General features: G+C 28.6%; 16 protein-coding genes and 1 tRNA gene. 7 read left to right on the top strand and 10 right to left on the bottom strand.

From position 1 onward, the window contains the following. Window positions 1-119 precede the first annotated feature (119 nt). Entirely contained in the window at window positions 120-260 is a 141-nt protein-coding gene (locus FZC35_RS02895; protein WP_172619034.1) for a YdcH family protein, read from the bottom strand. A 143-nt stretch (window positions 261-403) separates the two neighbouring features. Here FZC35_RS02895 and FZC35_RS02355 point away from each other — a divergent pair. The 3 genes from FZC35_RS02355 (at window position 404) to FZC35_RS02345 (ending at window position 2,208) form a co-directional block, all read left to right on the top strand. Continuing rightward, window positions 404-476 (top strand) — tRNA-Glu (locus tag FZC35_RS02355). 105 nt (window positions 477-581) lie between these two features. Beyond that, window positions 582-1,229 carry a ribonuclease D gene (locus FZC35_RS02350; RefSeq protein WP_246118474.1) on the top strand — a complete coding sequence of 216 codons (648 nt, stop codon included), beginning with the start codon at window positions 582-584 and terminating at the stop codon, window positions 1,227-1,229. A 427-nt stretch (window positions 1,230-1,656) separates the two neighbouring features. Then, window positions 1,657-2,208: a methylated-DNA--[protein]-cysteine S-methyltransferase gene (locus FZC35_RS02345; protein WP_216362643.1), complete on the top strand. Its 552-nt coding sequence runs from the start codon at window positions 1,657-1,659 to the stop codon at window positions 2,206-2,208. Window positions 2,209-2,268: 60 nt separating this feature from the next. Here the strand turns inward: FZC35_RS02345 and FZC35_RS02340 are convergent, their stop codons facing one another. Beyond that, window positions 2,269-2,829 carry an HAD family hydrolase gene (locus tag FZC35_RS02340; RefSeq protein ID WP_148981044.1) on the bottom strand — a complete coding sequence of 187 codons (561 nt, stop codon included), beginning with the start codon at window positions 2,827-2,829 and terminating at the stop codon, window positions 2,269-2,271. Between the two features lie 168 nt (window positions 2,830-2,997). On the opposite strand from FZC35_RS02340, the gene FZC35_RS02335 reads away from it, so the two are divergent. Further along, entirely contained in the window at window positions 2,998-3,294 is a 297-nt protein-coding gene (locus tag FZC35_RS02335; protein WP_148981043.1) for a DUF721 domain-containing protein, read from the top strand. A 626-nt stretch (window positions 3,295-3,920) separates the two neighbouring features. On the opposite strand, the gene FZC35_RS02330 is transcribed toward FZC35_RS02335, so the two are convergent. The 5 genes from FZC35_RS02330 to prfB all read right to left on the bottom strand — a co-directional run bounded on the left by FZC35_RS02330 (window position 3,921) and on the right by prfB (window position 8,234). Further along, window positions 3,921-4,559: an adenylate kinase family protein gene (locus tag FZC35_RS02330; RefSeq protein ID WP_148981042.1), complete on the bottom strand. Its 639-nt coding sequence runs from the start codon at window positions 4,557-4,559 to the stop codon at window positions 3,921-3,923. After that, window positions 4,559-5,836, bottom strand: coding sequence for a preprotein translocase subunit SecY (secY, locus tag FZC35_RS02325; RefSeq protein WP_148981041.1), 1,278 nt, complete (start codon window positions 5,834-5,836; stop codon window positions 4,559-4,561). The genes FZC35_RS02330 and secY overlap by 1 nt, the downstream gene beginning before the upstream one ends. Beyond that, window positions 5,836-6,288: a 50S ribosomal protein L15 gene (rplO, locus tag FZC35_RS02320; RefSeq protein WP_148981040.1), complete on the bottom strand. Its 453-nt coding sequence runs from the start codon at window positions 6,286-6,288 to the stop codon at window positions 5,836-5,838. Before rplO ends, secY begins: the two co-directional genes overlap by 1 nt. A gap of 110 nt (window positions 6,289-6,398) precedes the next feature. Beyond that, window positions 6,399-7,037, bottom strand: coding sequence for a hypothetical protein (locus FZC35_RS02315; RefSeq protein ID WP_148981039.1), 639 nt, complete (start codon window positions 7,035-7,037; stop codon window positions 6,399-6,401). Between the two features lie 87 nt (window positions 7,038-7,124). Then, window positions 7,125-8,234, bottom strand: a complete 1,110-nt coding sequence (gene prfB, locus FZC35_RS02310; RefSeq protein WP_148981038.1) for a peptide chain release factor 2 — start codon at window positions 8,232-8,234, stop codon at window positions 7,125-7,127. A gap of 74 nt (window positions 8,235-8,308) precedes the next feature. Between prfB and FZC35_RS02305 the strand changes: the two genes are divergently transcribed. Beyond that, window positions 8,309-9,298, top strand: coding sequence for an NAD(P)/FAD-dependent oxidoreductase (locus tag FZC35_RS02305; protein ID WP_172619033.1), 990 nt, complete (start codon window positions 8,309-8,311; stop codon window positions 9,296-9,298). A 394-nt stretch (window positions 9,299-9,692) separates the two neighbouring features. On the opposite strand, the gene FZC35_RS02990 is transcribed toward FZC35_RS02305, so the two are convergent. Further along, a complete protein-coding gene (locus tag FZC35_RS02990) occupies window positions 9,693-9,851 on the bottom strand; it encodes a MucR family transcriptional regulator (RefSeq protein ID WP_148981036.1) in 159 nt (52 codons plus the stop codon). Window positions 9,852-10,322: 471 nt separating this feature from the next. Beyond that, a complete protein-coding gene (locus tag FZC35_RS02295) occupies window positions 10,323-10,829 on the bottom strand; it encodes a MucR family transcriptional regulator (RefSeq protein WP_246118473.1) in 507 nt (168 codons plus the stop codon). Between the two features lie 113 nt (window positions 10,830-10,942). Here FZC35_RS02295 and FZC35_RS02290 point away from each other — a divergent pair, with 113 nt between their 5' ends. Further along, window positions 10,943-11,470, top strand: a complete 528-nt coding sequence (locus FZC35_RS02290; RefSeq protein WP_148981035.1) for a YqgE/AlgH family protein — start codon at window positions 10,943-10,945, stop codon at window positions 11,468-11,470. Window positions 11,471-11,902: 432 nt separating this feature from the next. Here the strand turns inward: FZC35_RS02290 and FZC35_RS02285 are convergent, their stop codons facing one another. Continuing rightward, a complete protein-coding gene (locus FZC35_RS02285) occupies window positions 11,903-13,186 on the bottom strand; it encodes an APC family permease (protein ID WP_148981034.1) in 1,284 nt (427 codons plus the stop codon). A 159-nt stretch (window positions 13,187-13,345) separates the two neighbouring features. On the opposite strand from FZC35_RS02285, the gene FZC35_RS02280 reads away from it, so the two are divergent. Further along, window positions 13,346-14,185 carry a HemK/PrmC family methyltransferase gene (locus tag FZC35_RS02280; protein ID WP_148981033.1) on the top strand — a complete coding sequence of 280 codons (840 nt, stop codon included), beginning with the start codon at window positions 13,346-13,348 and terminating at the stop codon, window positions 14,183-14,185. Window positions 14,186-14,350: the final 165 nt, after the last annotated feature.

Below are 14,350 nucleotides of genomic sequence, written 5' to 3'. Positions count from 1 at the left end.
GATAAAAATGAATTGATTATTCTGCAAATATCCTCTTTGAATCCTGTTGAATAATATGAACATTGTAGGAAGTTTGTATTCTTCCTTCCTTCTTCAATGACTGCTATATCTTCCGAAGTTTATTCACAAATAGAATTATTTTCCATTCTATTGATTTTTTCATCTAGTGCATTGTATTTCTCAGAAAGTTTTTCTTGAGGAGATGATGATATGCTTATTGTTAATGAGCATAATAATGTAGAAATAAATTTATAGTTCATTGCATTATTATAACATTATATTAATGTTTATTAATATTTTTAAGATGTATTTATGTTGTTTAAAATACACAATCCATTCATAAATAATCTCATTCATCAATGGAGCTTGCTTTTTGGCTTAAGTTTAGTATAATAGACTTATTGCTCTTATCGTCTAGAGGCCTAGGACGCCGCCCTTTCACGGCGGTAACACGGGTTCAAATCCCGTTGAGAGTAATTCTCTATTTTTTAATATAAATCAAATAAGAATTAATAAAATTTAAATGAATTGATGAAGAATATTATATAACTTTAATAAATTCTTGTATTATGCTATAATTCGTGGTGACTATAAATTATTATGGAAGACAGCCATGCAAAGTTATATTGCATAAGGGTGATTTGCCAGATTATGTAGAAAAATCTGATTCTGTTGCTATTGATACAGAAACAACTGGACTGCATTTATACAGAGATAGACTTTGCTTAATTCAATTGACATTTAACGATGGAATTTGCCATCTAATTCAAATAGATAAAGATCAAACAGAAGCAAAAAATCTAACTAATATACTTGCAGATGAAAAAATAGAAAAAATATTTCATTTTGGAAGGTTTGACATGGCAATGCTTTATCAGGCTTTTAAAGTAATGCCAAGGCCAATATATTGTACAAAATTAGCTTCAAAATTAGTGAGAACTTATACTGAAAGACATGGATTGCGTGAATTATGCAGAGAATTGTTAAGTATAGATATATCTAAAGATAAGCAATGCTCTGATTGGGCAGCTGAAGCTTTGCAAGATGATCAAAAGCATTATGCTGCTAAAGATGTAGTCTTTTTGCACAAATTACAAGAAAAGCTTAGCGAGATGCTTACTAGAGAAGGAAGATATAATTTGGCAATGTCATGTTTTGATTTCTTAGAGCATAGAGTTCATTTAGATTGTGCGGGATGGCATGATATTGATATTTTTGCACATCTTTAATGCTTAAATTTTTTACAGTTTTATAAAAAGTTATATAAAATATATAAATGTTCCATGTGGAACAAAAAATTCAATTTTAATTTTCATGACATTAGGCAAATTATATATAAATCAAAGTATTGCATTATAATTTATATACAAATTTCAAAAAATTGCTTAAAAATACGCAGTCTTTGAAGTAGAAAAATATATATTAATAGCGATAAAATAAATAAATTTTTATTGATAGAAATATTATTAAATAAGTAGAAAGATTTGCTATTTCAAGTAATATATAATTTTGCAAATATATTTCATGAGCTGAAAAGGATTGAATATTGAGTTTAAAGATAATAAAATAAATATAATATAATAAGTAATGAGCAAAATCATTCAAAGAATTGAGTGAAAACATGTTTTTGCATATGGATTAAAATTCAAATAAAAAATGGAAAGATTGGTTGGGCAATTGATGGAAAATAAGCAAATGATTTTAAAATCATCTTTGATTAACACAAAGCTTGGGTCTATGTATGTAGTTAGTGATGATGAAAAATTATTTATGTTGGAATTTGTTGATCAAAAGAATTTGAATATACATGTCAAGAAACTAAGTAAAATAGCAATAATTACTTCTCATATAACAAATCCAATCAAGATGATAGAAGAAGAGATGGAGTTGTATTTTTCTGGAAAATTGAAAAAATTTCAAACTCCAATTCATATATTAGGAAGTGAATTTCAAAGAAAAGCTTGGAATGCGTTAATTGAAATACCATACAGTAAAACTATAAGCTATTTACAGCAAGCTGAGAAAATAGGGAATAACAAGGCATTTAGAGCAGTAGCAAATGCAAATGGAGCGAATTATATGGCGATAATTATTCCATGTCATAGAGTTATTAATAGCAATGGAAAGCTTGGTGGATATGCAGGTGGAATAGAGCGTAAAAAATGGCTTATAGAACATGAAAAGGAACACAATAAATTCAGTGTCTAAATAATGAATGAGTAGGTGAGTTATTCAAAAATGTTAGTTATTCAAAAATATTAAATGACTTTATTTTTCAAGATTGTGAATTTCATCCCATACTATATGCAATCCATCTGTGATTTTAATTCCTTTAACCTGTGCATGCATCGCAAATTCCATATCTTGGCTAGAATCTCCTATCATCCATACATTATGATCATTTTTCAATTTATATTTTTTGCATAAATGCAAAATAGAGCTAGGGTTTGGCTTTGGCATAAAACCATCATCATGCCCTATAACAGAATCAAAATAATCTAGTCTAGATTGAAAAATTTGCTCTCTAATTTTTTTAGAATCTCCATTGCTAATAATGCATTGCGGAATATTATTATCTTTAAAATATTTTATTAGAGATATAGCGTAAGGAGCAACCCACGTAGAGCATTTCTCAATCTCAATTGGGATTTGGGCTTTAATGACATTTCTGACAGCAAAAGAAATCTGATTCCAATATTCATTCATTGTATGAGATGAGTCAAAAGATTTGCCTGTATATTTATTCAATAATTTGTTCATTACAAAAAAATGTGCATTTTCACTCTTTTCAATGGTTTCTGACCAGTCCCAGATCACTAAATTAGGCATAGAGATATTTTATCACATTGACTTAAATTGTTATAGTTATATGAAATATTTACATAACAAACTTTGCATATTCAATTAATGCTCATATCACTTGCTTTGTTCTTTTATTAAATTCTATATTGCGCCTAAGTTTATTCATCTTCAAGTCCAATCAATATATAATAGAATATGGTAAAAAAATATTATGCAAAAAAATTGGGAGATTCTGTAAAAAAGATTATTGCTCCTATAATTAAAGATCCAATTATAGCTAATATTATTAAAAGTTGGTCTTATATGCCTGAGTGGGCAAGCTCACTCACTCCTTCTAATTATGCAAGACAAACAAAAACTTTATGGCTCAAAACAGACAAAACTGCTAATTTATTATCATTGCAATATAAATCTTCAGAATTAAAAGATTTAATTAATATTCAATTAGGGTATATAGCGATTTCTAATGTAAGAATTAAATATAGCGATTAAGAGATTTCTTATGTCAAAAGATTTGTTAATGTAAAGAACAACAACTATGCAGGAAAATGAAAATATGATGCAAATTATAATTTTAATGGATTTAACAAATACAATAAGTGCAAATGAAATTTATTAATTCAATGAAACGAATGATCCAAGCGAAGCTGAAAATGATATAAGTGAGCAAAATGAGCGATCAAGTGATTGGTGCGCATCTCAAAATGCATAATCTGATAATTTGATTAAATAGAAATCTTATAATTCAAAGTTAATAATTCAAAGTTAATAATTCAAAGTTAATAATTCAAAGTTAATAGTTAATAGTTAATAGTTAATAGTTAATAGTTAATAGTTAATAGTTAATAGTTAATAGTTAATAGTTAATAGTTAATAGTTAATAGTTAATAGTTAATAGTTAATAGTTAATAGTTAATAGTTAATAGTTAATAGTTAATAGTTAATAGTTAATAGTTAATAGTTAATAGTTAATAGTTAATAGTTAATAGTTAATAGTTAATAGTTAATGATTTATGGGATTTTATTCAACATCAATGAAGTTTATTGAATTTAGATGATTGTTGAGGAAGGTCAAACAATCACTTTTATCGTTTTAAATTATTAATCCTTTTATTGAATTATTTTGAAAGATTGGATAATATTTCTTTTGTTACTTCATCTTGATTTTTGCAAGCATTGATTTCTAGAAGAATCCCTTTTTTCTTATAGAAATCTATAATATGACTAGATTCTTCTTCGAATACACTCAATCTTTTTTCTATTGCCTGATCGCAAATATCATCTTCTCTTTTTTCAATTAATGATGATTGACATAAATCGCAAATCTTTTCATCTGAATCTTGCATAGACAATATAGCATTGCAATCTTTGCATATATATCTATGCTTCATTCTTTTTGTTGCTGTGTCATAATCTATGTTGAATACAATGACTGCATCTAATGTCATTTTTAAAGAATGTAATATATTTTCTAATGCATTTGCCTGGTCAAGGCTTCTAGGAACTCCATCAAACAATATTCCCTTATTTGTAGACTGTATTTTTTGTTTCAATATATCGATTATAACATTCAAAGGAACTAAATTCCCTTGAGATATCAAGCTGTTTATTTGTTTTCCTAATTCAGTTTGAGAATCTTGTTCTGCTCTTAGCATATCCCCCATAGATATGAGTTCTAAGTCAAATTTTTTACAAATTATTGAAGCTTGAGTACCTTTCCCAGATCCAGGAGGCCCTAAAAAAACTAAGTTCAGCATTATCTCTTAAATCTTCCTGTTTTAAGTTTGCTAGCATTTATATGAGAATAAACATGCGTAAAGAATTCTAATGTTACACCAACAACAATTAATAAACTTGTTCCATTTATGTATATATCACTTGATTTGTCTAAAAGAAAATCAGGGATAATAGAAATAGACATCAAGTAAATAGATCCAAATACAGTTAAAGTGTTTATCAATTTATTAAAGTACTGCTTTGTTTTCTCTCCAGGTCTAATTCCAGGAATGTAAGAGCCGCCTTTTCTTAGATTGTCAGCCACTTCTTCTGGGTTAAATGTCATAGAAGAATATACAAAAGCAAAAAATATAATCATTGCAGCTTTAAATAATATATTTAAATAATCATTATATAAAATAGCCTTATATGAGTCTCCAAGATTAAGCAATTTCCAACTTAGCAGCCTGTCCAATCCAATCAAAATGAATCCAAGAAACATTTGTGCAAACATTGGAGGCAAAACACCAGATACATTTAATTTCACAGGCATTTCATGATCAGATCCCATCATGCGATTTTGAGGGAGTTTAACTTTTACAGGCCTTATTACGCTTTCAAAGCAAACTACTACAAGCAATAAAAATAGAATTAAAGCTAAGTAAAAAATGGCATAAATTAAAGATATTTTGCTGCTTAATACTGTTCCAATAAAATTAAGAGAGCCTACAAATGAAGCGCTTATAATATTAACAAAAATCAACATCGAAGATCCGTTACCAATTCCTCTAGCTGTAATTTGCTCAGAAAACCACATAAGCAATAAAGTGGATCCCATTAATGATAGAACAGTGGAAATTCTAAAGAAATACCCTGGATACATAACTAATGGACTGTCAATTCCTGTATTATATTCTAGAAATAAAGATAGAGAATATGATTGCAAAACAACTAATATCAGAGTTAAATATCTGGTATATTGTCTAATTTTAGCTTGCCCAGAAGGTCCGTCTTTTTTTAATTCTCTGAATTTTGGCACAGAAGAAGTTAAAAGTTGCAAAACAATGCTTGCAGAAATATATGGAGCTAAATTCAATGACATGATAGACATTTGCCCTAATGCTCTACCAGAAAACGAATTAAATATATTAAATAATTTTGCATTAAATTTTGCTTCTAAGAAAGATGAAACCGCTGTAAGATCTACTCCTGGTATTGGAACAAATACAGCAAGTCTGTATAAGCAAATTATGAAGAAAGTAAAAGATATTCTAGATGCTACTTCTTTAAAGCTTTTGATGCTATTCAGAAAACTCATTATATTTTTTCTACTACTCCATTAGCAGATTCGATTGACTCTTGAGCTCCAGAAGTTATGGAATTTAATTTAATTTTAATAGGAAAGTCAATTTTGCTTTTACCAATTAATTTAACTTTTTTCTCTGATTTTACAATTTTAGCTTTTTTCAAAACATCCATATCGATTGTATCAGATTTATTTAAAGTTCCTTTTTGGAATGCAAACAACAAATCATGAATATTCAATATGTATGTATTATCATTTACTTTTTTCCATGAAGTGAATCCGATTTTTGGCAAACGTCTGTAAATAGGAGTTTGTCCACCTTCAAATCCATTTATTGAAACACCTGAACGAGCGCATTGTCCTTTGTGTCCTGCTCCAGCTGTTTTTCCGGTTCCTGAACCAATGCCTCTACCCACTCTTTTTCTATTTTTTATATTAGAGGGCTTAATTAAATTTAATGTCATATTAATAAGATATCAAAGAAATAAAAAAAATACAAAGCTTAACAAAGAGAGTGCTAAACAATTTATATAGCATGCTTTATAAGCAAATCACATTTAATAGATTGCAATTATTAATTTACGAAATCATTTGCTTCATTTTCAATTAGAAATTTCATTTTATTATGCATAATCTCAACTATAAGTTTCCTAAAATATAGAAAATAATCATTTTGACTAATATTTTTATATATACAATGTTCATAATTATCATCAGAATAATTACTTATTTTATTTTCTAAGCGTTTGACAAACTCTAATCTATTATTTATGTTTGGATTCGTATATTCATTGTCAAAAATTATGCCGATTAATAAGTTTCTTGCATTAATAACCACATCTTGAGAAGGCTTTGCAAGTACAAAATTTACCAGGCCGCATATTTCTTTGCTAATACTAATTATAACTTCTGATTCAAAGCGAACTGATTTAATGCAAAGTATAGGATATATTTGAGAATTTTGTGATGCATTGTCTAATATTTGATTTATTTTGCTTAATAAATTTGAAGCTAAGTTTTGCATGTGATTTGATGCGCTATCGCATAAGAAAAACATGATGAGAGTTTCCGGGTCATCCTCTTTTTTATCTTGAATTATTGACGCAGGATTTTGCAATTCTTTTCTATAACATTGATCAATCCATTGAAATATTTGATCATTTGCATTGATAGTGTAAGATAAAGTAAATATGATTAATTTTAGTAGTTTCATAATACTATCTAATTTGTAGCAATGAAAAGAAATGCACAATAGGCAATTAATACAACTATTTTTTAATGCATGATAAAAATAAGATTATTAAGACTTTTTCTTGTATCTTTGTTGCTTTAGAAAAGATATAAGGAATTCCTTTATATCTCCATCCAAAACTTTATCAGCTTGTGTGGATTCAGTTCCAGTTCTAACATCTTTTATCATTTTATAAGGATGCAAAACATAAGACCTAATCTGACTTCCCCACGCATTGTCTCTTTTAGCGGCCACTCCCTCTGCCGCTTCTTGTTTCTTTTTCTCTAGCTCTGCAGAATATATTCTAGATTTAAGCATTCCCATAGCCTGATCTTTATTTTTGTGCTGAGATCGGTCATTTTGGCATTGAACGACTATTCCTGTAGGAATATGTGTAATTCTTATAGCGCTATCTGTTTTGTTAACATGTTGACCACCAGCTCCTGATGCTCTATAAGTATCGATTCTAATATCTTTTGCATCTATTTCTACTTTAATATCATCATTGATTGCTGGGGTAGTATAAACAGAGGCAAAGCTAGTGTGTCTTCTATTATTTGAATCAAAAGGAGAAACCCTTACCAATCTATGAACTCCAGATTCGCCTTTTAGCCATCCGTATGGAAATGAGGATTCTCCAGAAGAAATTTTAATTGTTGCTGATTTTACACCAGCTCCTTCTCCCATTAATTGATCTGTGATTTCGCATTTATATCCATTTTTCTCTGCAAATCTTATATACATTCTTAGAAGCATTTCAACCCAATCTTGAGATTCAGTTCCTCCAGCTCCAGCATTTAAATCTAAATAACAATCCAAAGCATCTGATTCATCAGAGAATAAAGTTTGCACATACCATGATTCTACTCTGCTATATAAATCTAATGTTTCTTCTGAGATCATTTCTGCAAAATCATCATAGTCTGTTTTAACTGCTTCTTTTAAATCTTTTAAATCTTTTGTTGATTTATTGAATTCAGTATACATGTTTTTTAATTTTGATAATTCCTGCAAAACCTTTTTTGCATTATCTTGGTCATTCCATAAGTTTTGATCTAAAGATTGTTTTTCTAGCTTTTCAATTGCATTTGCAACATCATTACACTCTATATAAATTTGCCAAAAATTTAAGTATTGTGATATTTGCTCTAATTTCTCTAAGACGTCTTGTTCTTGCATATTGATTTATTGTCGAATTATTTGTGCAAGCTGTCAAATATATATAGAATAAGTAAATAATGAATGGAGTCATCATGGAAAAAATAACTGAGTCTGATGTTGTTGTAATTGGATCTGGCCCTAGTGGCTTGTTTAGTGTATTTATGTTGGGGCAAGTTGGGCTTAAATGCACATTGATTGATTCTAGATCCCAAATAGGAGGGCAATGCACAGCCTTATATCCAGATAAATATATATATGATGTTGCTGGTTTTCAAGAGATATATGCTCAAGAATTGATTGATAGACTATATAATCAGATGATTCAATATAGTCCAAATATATTATTAGAAACAAAAATTTCAAATATTGAAAAAGATGGAGATCATTTTATGGTTCGATATAATGAGAGTTGCATAAGAACTAGGGCGATAATTATTGCATCTGGCGCAGGTTCATTCGCCCCTAAAAAACCAGATTTGCCAAATATAGATCTTTATAACAATGTTTTTTATAAATTGGAAAATCCAGCGCAATTTACTGGAAATATAGCTGTAGTTGGAGGAGGAGATTCTGCAGTTGATTGGTGTTTGAGCTTGGCGAATCATGCAAATAAAGTATTTTTGATACATAGAAGAAATAAATTTAGAGCTATGGATGGATCTTTAGATAAATTGCATGAGATATGTAAAACAGGAAAATGTGAAATTCTGACCCCATATACTTTGGATAGCTTAAATGAATGTGATCAATATATTATTAGAAATTTGAATATTGCACACAAAGATACCAAAGAAAAGAAAGTGATCGATATTGATACGCTAATTCCTTGTTATGGATTACAAAGCAACAATGATTTGTTATATAACATAGGAGTAGATTTATATGGGTCAAAAGTGAAAATTGACCCTGCTACTGCGAAAACTTCATGCGAAGGAATATATGCTGTAGGAGATTCTTCATATTATACAAATAGACATAATTTAATTGTATGTGGATTCTCAGAAGCAGCTTTAGCCAGTTTGCATATAAGAAAAAATGTTTTTTCTGAATCTCCATATGTTAAGCCTCCATATACAGTTTGATTTTATATAATTTTTTCAAAAATATTATTTTAACTATTTTTCAACATTGCTATTTTGCTTTTATGAAAATTACATTAATTAATTGGAGTATTTTTTAGCTGCTTTCTCAGATCTTTCAATTAATGCAAATTATTCAATGATGAGGAATATTATCAGATTAATTAAGTGGCTGAATTCTAATTGTTACTGCTAAAAGAAAATTAATGCTAAAAGAAGATTCATTCTTGCCAAGAGACGTTTTGCGTTTAAAATATTCATTTGGTAAATTTTTATTTTTAATTTTATTATGCATATTATGCAATTTAATTTTAATTTTATTGATTTTAAATTGCATTTTTACAATTTGGTCATATAAGCGCTTTTTCTAAATAAACTTAGAAATGGCAATTTAATCTTAAGGGAGTATGCTTATTTGCTTACTTTTTACCTTTAGTTTTTGAATTATCAAGGTTTGCTTTAAGTGTAAGTTTTTTCTAATATCAGAATAATTAGGAGCTATTACAGTGTAGTCTTGAGTCAAATCATATTTTTTATTGTATTCCGCAGTAGACATATTCTTTTTTCAGCAAGATGAGATTCCTCCAAAAATTTGTTAATGAATAAGTGTAATACAAGAGAAAATTTTAAAAGATCGCTCTTTTTTTCGCAATAATTCTTCATGATGCATGTCATAAAAATTTGAATTTTCTACAAAAGAATCCATATATTCATTTAGTAGTTGTTCATTGTTATTAGAGCATTTCTGTTTGTGATAACAAAATTCTTCATGGTTGCAATGTATTGTAAGTGCTGAAAAATATGTTAAATATAAAAAAGATTTCATATTGTATTCATTTCATATTGTATTCTATGATAAAATTTAAGAAAGATTTTTCATTTGTTTGCGACAAAATCCTTTAGCAAGATCGCATAAATAATAAAAAGTTTCATTTTCAATATAATGATAAAATTTACATAAAGTTAATAGCCACTCAATTGCTTCTATTTTAAATGATTATTTTGAATAACTATTTAGTTATAGTTATTATTTGCTTGCTTTTTTGTCTTTAGTTTTTGAATAACCAAGGCCTGTTTTAATTGCAAGTCTTTTTCTTACATCAGAATAGTTAGGAGCTACCATAGGATAATCTTCAGGCAATCCCCATCTTTTCTTATATACTTCAGGAGACATGTGATATCTGTTTTGCAAATATCTTTTTAGAACTTTTAATTCTTTTCCGTCTTCAAGACAAATAATACAATCATCACGAACTGAATCTTCTATAGGAACAGCTGGCTTCAATGGCTTGTCTGGAGATCTGAATACATCAGTAACTTGAGATTTGATTGAATAAAGCATTTGTCTTATGTCTTCTATTTCTATCTTTTCTTCTAACTTATTTACTATAGCAGTAAATATGCTTACAGTTGCATCCATTATCAAATCTTCTGATTCGTAATAATGATCCAGTTCATCTTCGCTTTCAAATTCTATTTCTTCATACTTTTCATTGTCATTTTTAACATTTTCATGCTTATTCATTATACTCATCTCACTTTCTTTATCGATTGACAAATTATAACTAATTTACTTATGAAATCAATAGCATAAGTGCAGAATTTAATAGCGTAGCATAGAAATTTTTTATTTGATATTATGTTTATATGTATAATTTTCATAATTTTAGAGATCATAAGATGCAAAAAGGAGAGTTTCTCGCCTCTTCTCCATTTATTTCAAATAAACTATTGTACAATACTGTTATAATGATACTAGAATGCAATGAGTCTATCGTATCTGCTATCAAAATAAATCAACATAAACTAAATAGGGACGAACATTATGCTTATCCTATTTGCGATGAAGGAAAAATATCTGGGCAGAAAAAAATGTTTTTTTTGCATGATGAAGATGAAAGATTGAAGAATAGTGAGAAATTAGCAGAAAATATTTTTGTTACAAGCACAGAACAGAAGATGCAATTTTATCCAAAAAAGTATTATGCGGTGCATGGTTGCATGAATTTTATTTATTCAGAATTCATTGAAGATATTAAAAATGGAGAGTGGGTTAATGTTCATGGATCTAGCAAATTAGTTTTTGACACTCCAGTAGTTAAGAGATGGCATGATGCATACAAGACATGTGGAATCAGACCTGAGATGATTCAAAGAGGGTGCGCATATTGCTAATTTATTTATTATGCCTTGCTATTAAAGCGATTAAATAAATTACTAAAGAAGCTAGATAAGTAGATCATTTTGTGGTTTTTTATCAATCAATCGGCTTTATTATTTTCAAAATTCCAACACTAAACATTGAGAATATAAATATTGAAATAGCATTATTTATTAAAAACAGATCTTAAATTCATTTCAAAAAATAATCTTGAAGTTAAATCATTTCAATTAAATCAAAAATCATTGCCATTCATTATTTATCATTAGTTATAGATTGAAAATATTTGCATATTGCATACGATAAGAAAATATTTATGGAATTAACGCATGATTATGGTGCATTTAACAATTATTAATTGCAAGTTTAGAAATGAATTAAGGTCAATATATGATTAGCTATAAGCTCTAAATTACCCTATCAGTCATGTGGAATCTATTGTGTGATTAGGAAATATTGTTAAATGAATGTTTTCTGAAGTAGAATATTATGCTTCCAATTGATACTAGAAACATAGCACTTAATGCAGCAATTAATCCGCATCCGTACATCAAAACCAAACATGCTGCAAGATTAATGAAAGATATAAAATAATTTCCTCCATGAATTTTATAAGCTATGCTTCCAAGTAAATAAACAAAGATTAATAAGAATGCATCTATATAAACTAGCATTCGCATGTCAATAACTCCAAAATTATATGCCAATATTGCAACTGTAATTAATAGAGCTGAACAAAGTCCAGACACAGCAGGGAATTTAGATTTTTTGCTTAAAAATTGCATCTTTTCTGATATCCATCCCATTTTAGATGCGCTGAATAAAATATATGAAGATACAAAAACCAATCCATTAATACTTCCAATTAATCCAAAGCATGCCATGAATGAAGTCAGTATAACTGCAAAACTTCCCATAGTGTAATTGGCAACATCTGCAACTGGTGTTTTGCTTGCAATTTGCGCTTCAATAGGCAATACAGACATGACAGAAATGTGAATTGCTATAAACACAAAAGAAGCAATTAGAGTTCCAAGCAATGTAGCAATAGGCAATGTTTTTTCAGGATTTTTAACTGAATCTCCAGATGCAGTAGCAGATTCCAATCCTAGAAATGCAAATAATGCTAAAGGCATAGCTTGCAATATTGAAGCTATTCCGCTAATGCTATTCCCGCTAATATCTTTAGCTTGACTTGATATGCATAGCTTTGCAAAGGAAAAATATTTTATAGATGAGCCAACAAGCAAAAGCAATATTCCTACTTTTAGAAATGTTATCAATGTTATCAGCCCTACAGAGAAAATTGAACTTCTAATGCTCATTAGAGTTAGCGCCCAAATTATAGCAATTGATGCAATTGGCTTTAAGAATGCTACGTTGTCAGGTAACATGAAAAACAAATAATCTGAAAAGGCTATAGATACTGTGCAGCATCCTATTACCATTCCTAGCCAATGTGCCCAAGATGTGTGAAAGCCAAGAAAATGACTATTAAATGCTTTATAGACGTAATAAGGAATTCCAGGTTTGCTAAATTTCCTGCTCATTACGGAGAAGCTAAAAGCTAATGATATTGCGCAAAAAGATGATAACGCCCATGCAAGTAAGCCAAATCCACCGAAAAGGGAAATTTTCGAAGATATGATCAAGATTCCACTTCCGATCATGCTTCCTACAACCATTGAGGTTGCTCCTATAAGGCCTACTGATCTAACCGAACTATTCATTTTTTGATCTCTAATCTATTCATTTTTGATCTCCTAAAAATTTATATTATTATAAAACAATGCAAAACACAAATATATCTATACTTCAATATGATCAATTTTCACTTTATTTGTTTATAAGTATTACATATTTTGAGCAATTATTATATCATCTTTATTATGTTACAAAAGTATTCTCTGAATGATATTTGGCATTTGGCGTCAAATTATTTTGAGGAAGATAAAATGCAGAAATCATGGCATGCTATAGTGAATTTTTTAGATAAAAATCATACAGACGCATGGATTAATAAAAATAATGAATTGCCAGAAATTGAAGTAAAGAAATACATGTTTTTGCTTGATAAATTAAAATATGGAATGCCTATGTATAGAGCAAAGAAATGCAAATATTTCTGGAAAGATGAATTTTTCATTTCTCCTTATACTTTAGAGCCTAGACCAGAAACTGAATGCATTATTGAAACTGCCATTTCTTTCAAGGATATTTTTTCAAAAAAAATAGAGAATTCAAAAGAATCAAATCCGTTATGTATTTTAGATGTTGGAACTGGAACAGGATGTATTTTGCTTAGCTTATTAAAAGAGTTTCCTAATTCATATGGGGTTGGAGTTGATATTTCAGAATTTGTTTTAAATACTGCTAGATATAATGCTGAAAAATTAAATATTGATAGATGTGCTTTTACATTGGATTTATATTCTAGGAACCAAGAATCAAGAATTCCTGAGAAATTTGACTTAATAGTTTCCAATCCTCCATATGTATGCGAAGAAATTGATCATGCAACTAAATTTGATCCGATTTCAGCTGTGTTTTGTGATGACCCTACAGTTATTTTACAAAATATGCCATTAAAGAATGAGGGTATTCTATTATGCGAGGTTCCTATTTATTTGAAAGAAAAGTATGAAGAGAGGTTTAAAAAGAATTATAAATGGCATAAAACAAGTCATCCCAATATCATAATTTTTGAATACATTAATTATTTGATATGAATATTTGATATGAAAATTAACGTAAAATAAATAACAATAAAATTGATATGAATAAGCAGCTATAATAAATTTAAGAAATACATAATACACTTAAAGATATTTATATTTTTTAAGAGAAATAAGAAGAGAAATATATTAATTTTCATCTTATTGTCTATAGATTAA

The organism is Candidatus Cytomitobacter indipagum (genome assembly GCF_008189285.1).
Classification (GTDB): Bacteria; Pseudomonadota; Alphaproteobacteria; order CAJXXZ01; family 1604HC; genus Cytomitobacter; species Cytomitobacter indipagum.
This window is presented reverse-complemented; position numbering and strand designations above follow the sequence as displayed.

Bases quoted from the DNA above. Each gene is read 5' to 3' on its own strand.
- FZC35_RS02340 (WP_148981044.1), bottom strand. From the start codon at position 2,829: ATGCCTAATTTAGTGATCTGGGACTGGTCAGAAACCATTGAAAAGAGT.
- FZC35_RS02345 (WP_216362643.1), top strand. From the start codon at position 1,657: ATGGAAAGATTGGTTGGGCAATTGATGGAAAATAAGCAAATGATTTTA.
- FZC35_RS02290 (WP_148981035.1), top strand. From the start codon at position 10,943: ATGTATAATTTTCATAATTTTAGAGATCATAAGATGCAAAAAGGAGAG.
- FZC35_RS02305 (WP_172619033.1), top strand. From the start codon at position 8,309: ATGGAAAAAATAACTGAGTCTGATGTTGTTGTAATTGGATCTGGCCCT.
- FZC35_RS02335 (WP_148981043.1), top strand. From the start codon at position 2,998: ATGGTAAAAAAATATTATGCAAAAAAATTGGGAGATTCTGTAAAAAAG.
- FZC35_RS02285 (WP_148981034.1), bottom strand. From the start codon at position 13,186: ATGAATAGTTCGGTTAGATCAGTAGGCCTTATAGGAGCAACCTCAATG.
- FZC35_RS02295 (WP_246118473.1), bottom strand. From the start codon at position 10,829: ATGAGTATAATGAATAAGCATGAAAATGTTAAAAATGACAATGAAAAG.
- rplO (WP_148981040.1), bottom strand. From the start codon at position 6,288: ATGACATTAAATTTAATTAAGCCCTCTAATATAAAAAATAGAAAAAGA.
- FZC35_RS02990 (WP_148981036.1), bottom strand. From the start codon at position 9,851: ATGTCTACTGCGGAATACAATAAAAAATATGATTTGACTCAAGACTAC.
- secY (WP_148981041.1), bottom strand. From the start codon at position 5,836: ATGAGTTTTCTGAATAGCATCAAAAGCTTTAAAGAAGTAGCATCTAGA.
- prfB (WP_148981038.1), bottom strand. From the start codon at position 8,234: ATGCAAGAACAAGACGTCTTAGAGAAATTAGAGCAAATATCACAATAC.
- FZC35_RS02895 (WP_172619034.1), bottom strand. From the start codon at position 260: ATGAACTATAAATTTATTTCTACATTATTATGCTCATTAACAATAAGC.
- FZC35_RS02330 (WP_148981042.1), bottom strand. From the start codon at position 4,559: ATGCTGAACTTAGTTTTTTTAGGGCCTCCTGGATCTGGGAAAGGTACT.
- FZC35_RS02315 (WP_148981039.1), bottom strand. From the start codon at position 7,037: ATGAAACTACTAAAATTAATCATATTTACTTTATCTTACACTATCAAT.
- FZC35_RS02280 (WP_148981033.1), top strand. From the start codon at position 13,346: ATGTTACAAAAGTATTCTCTGAATGATATTTGGCATTTGGCGTCAAAT.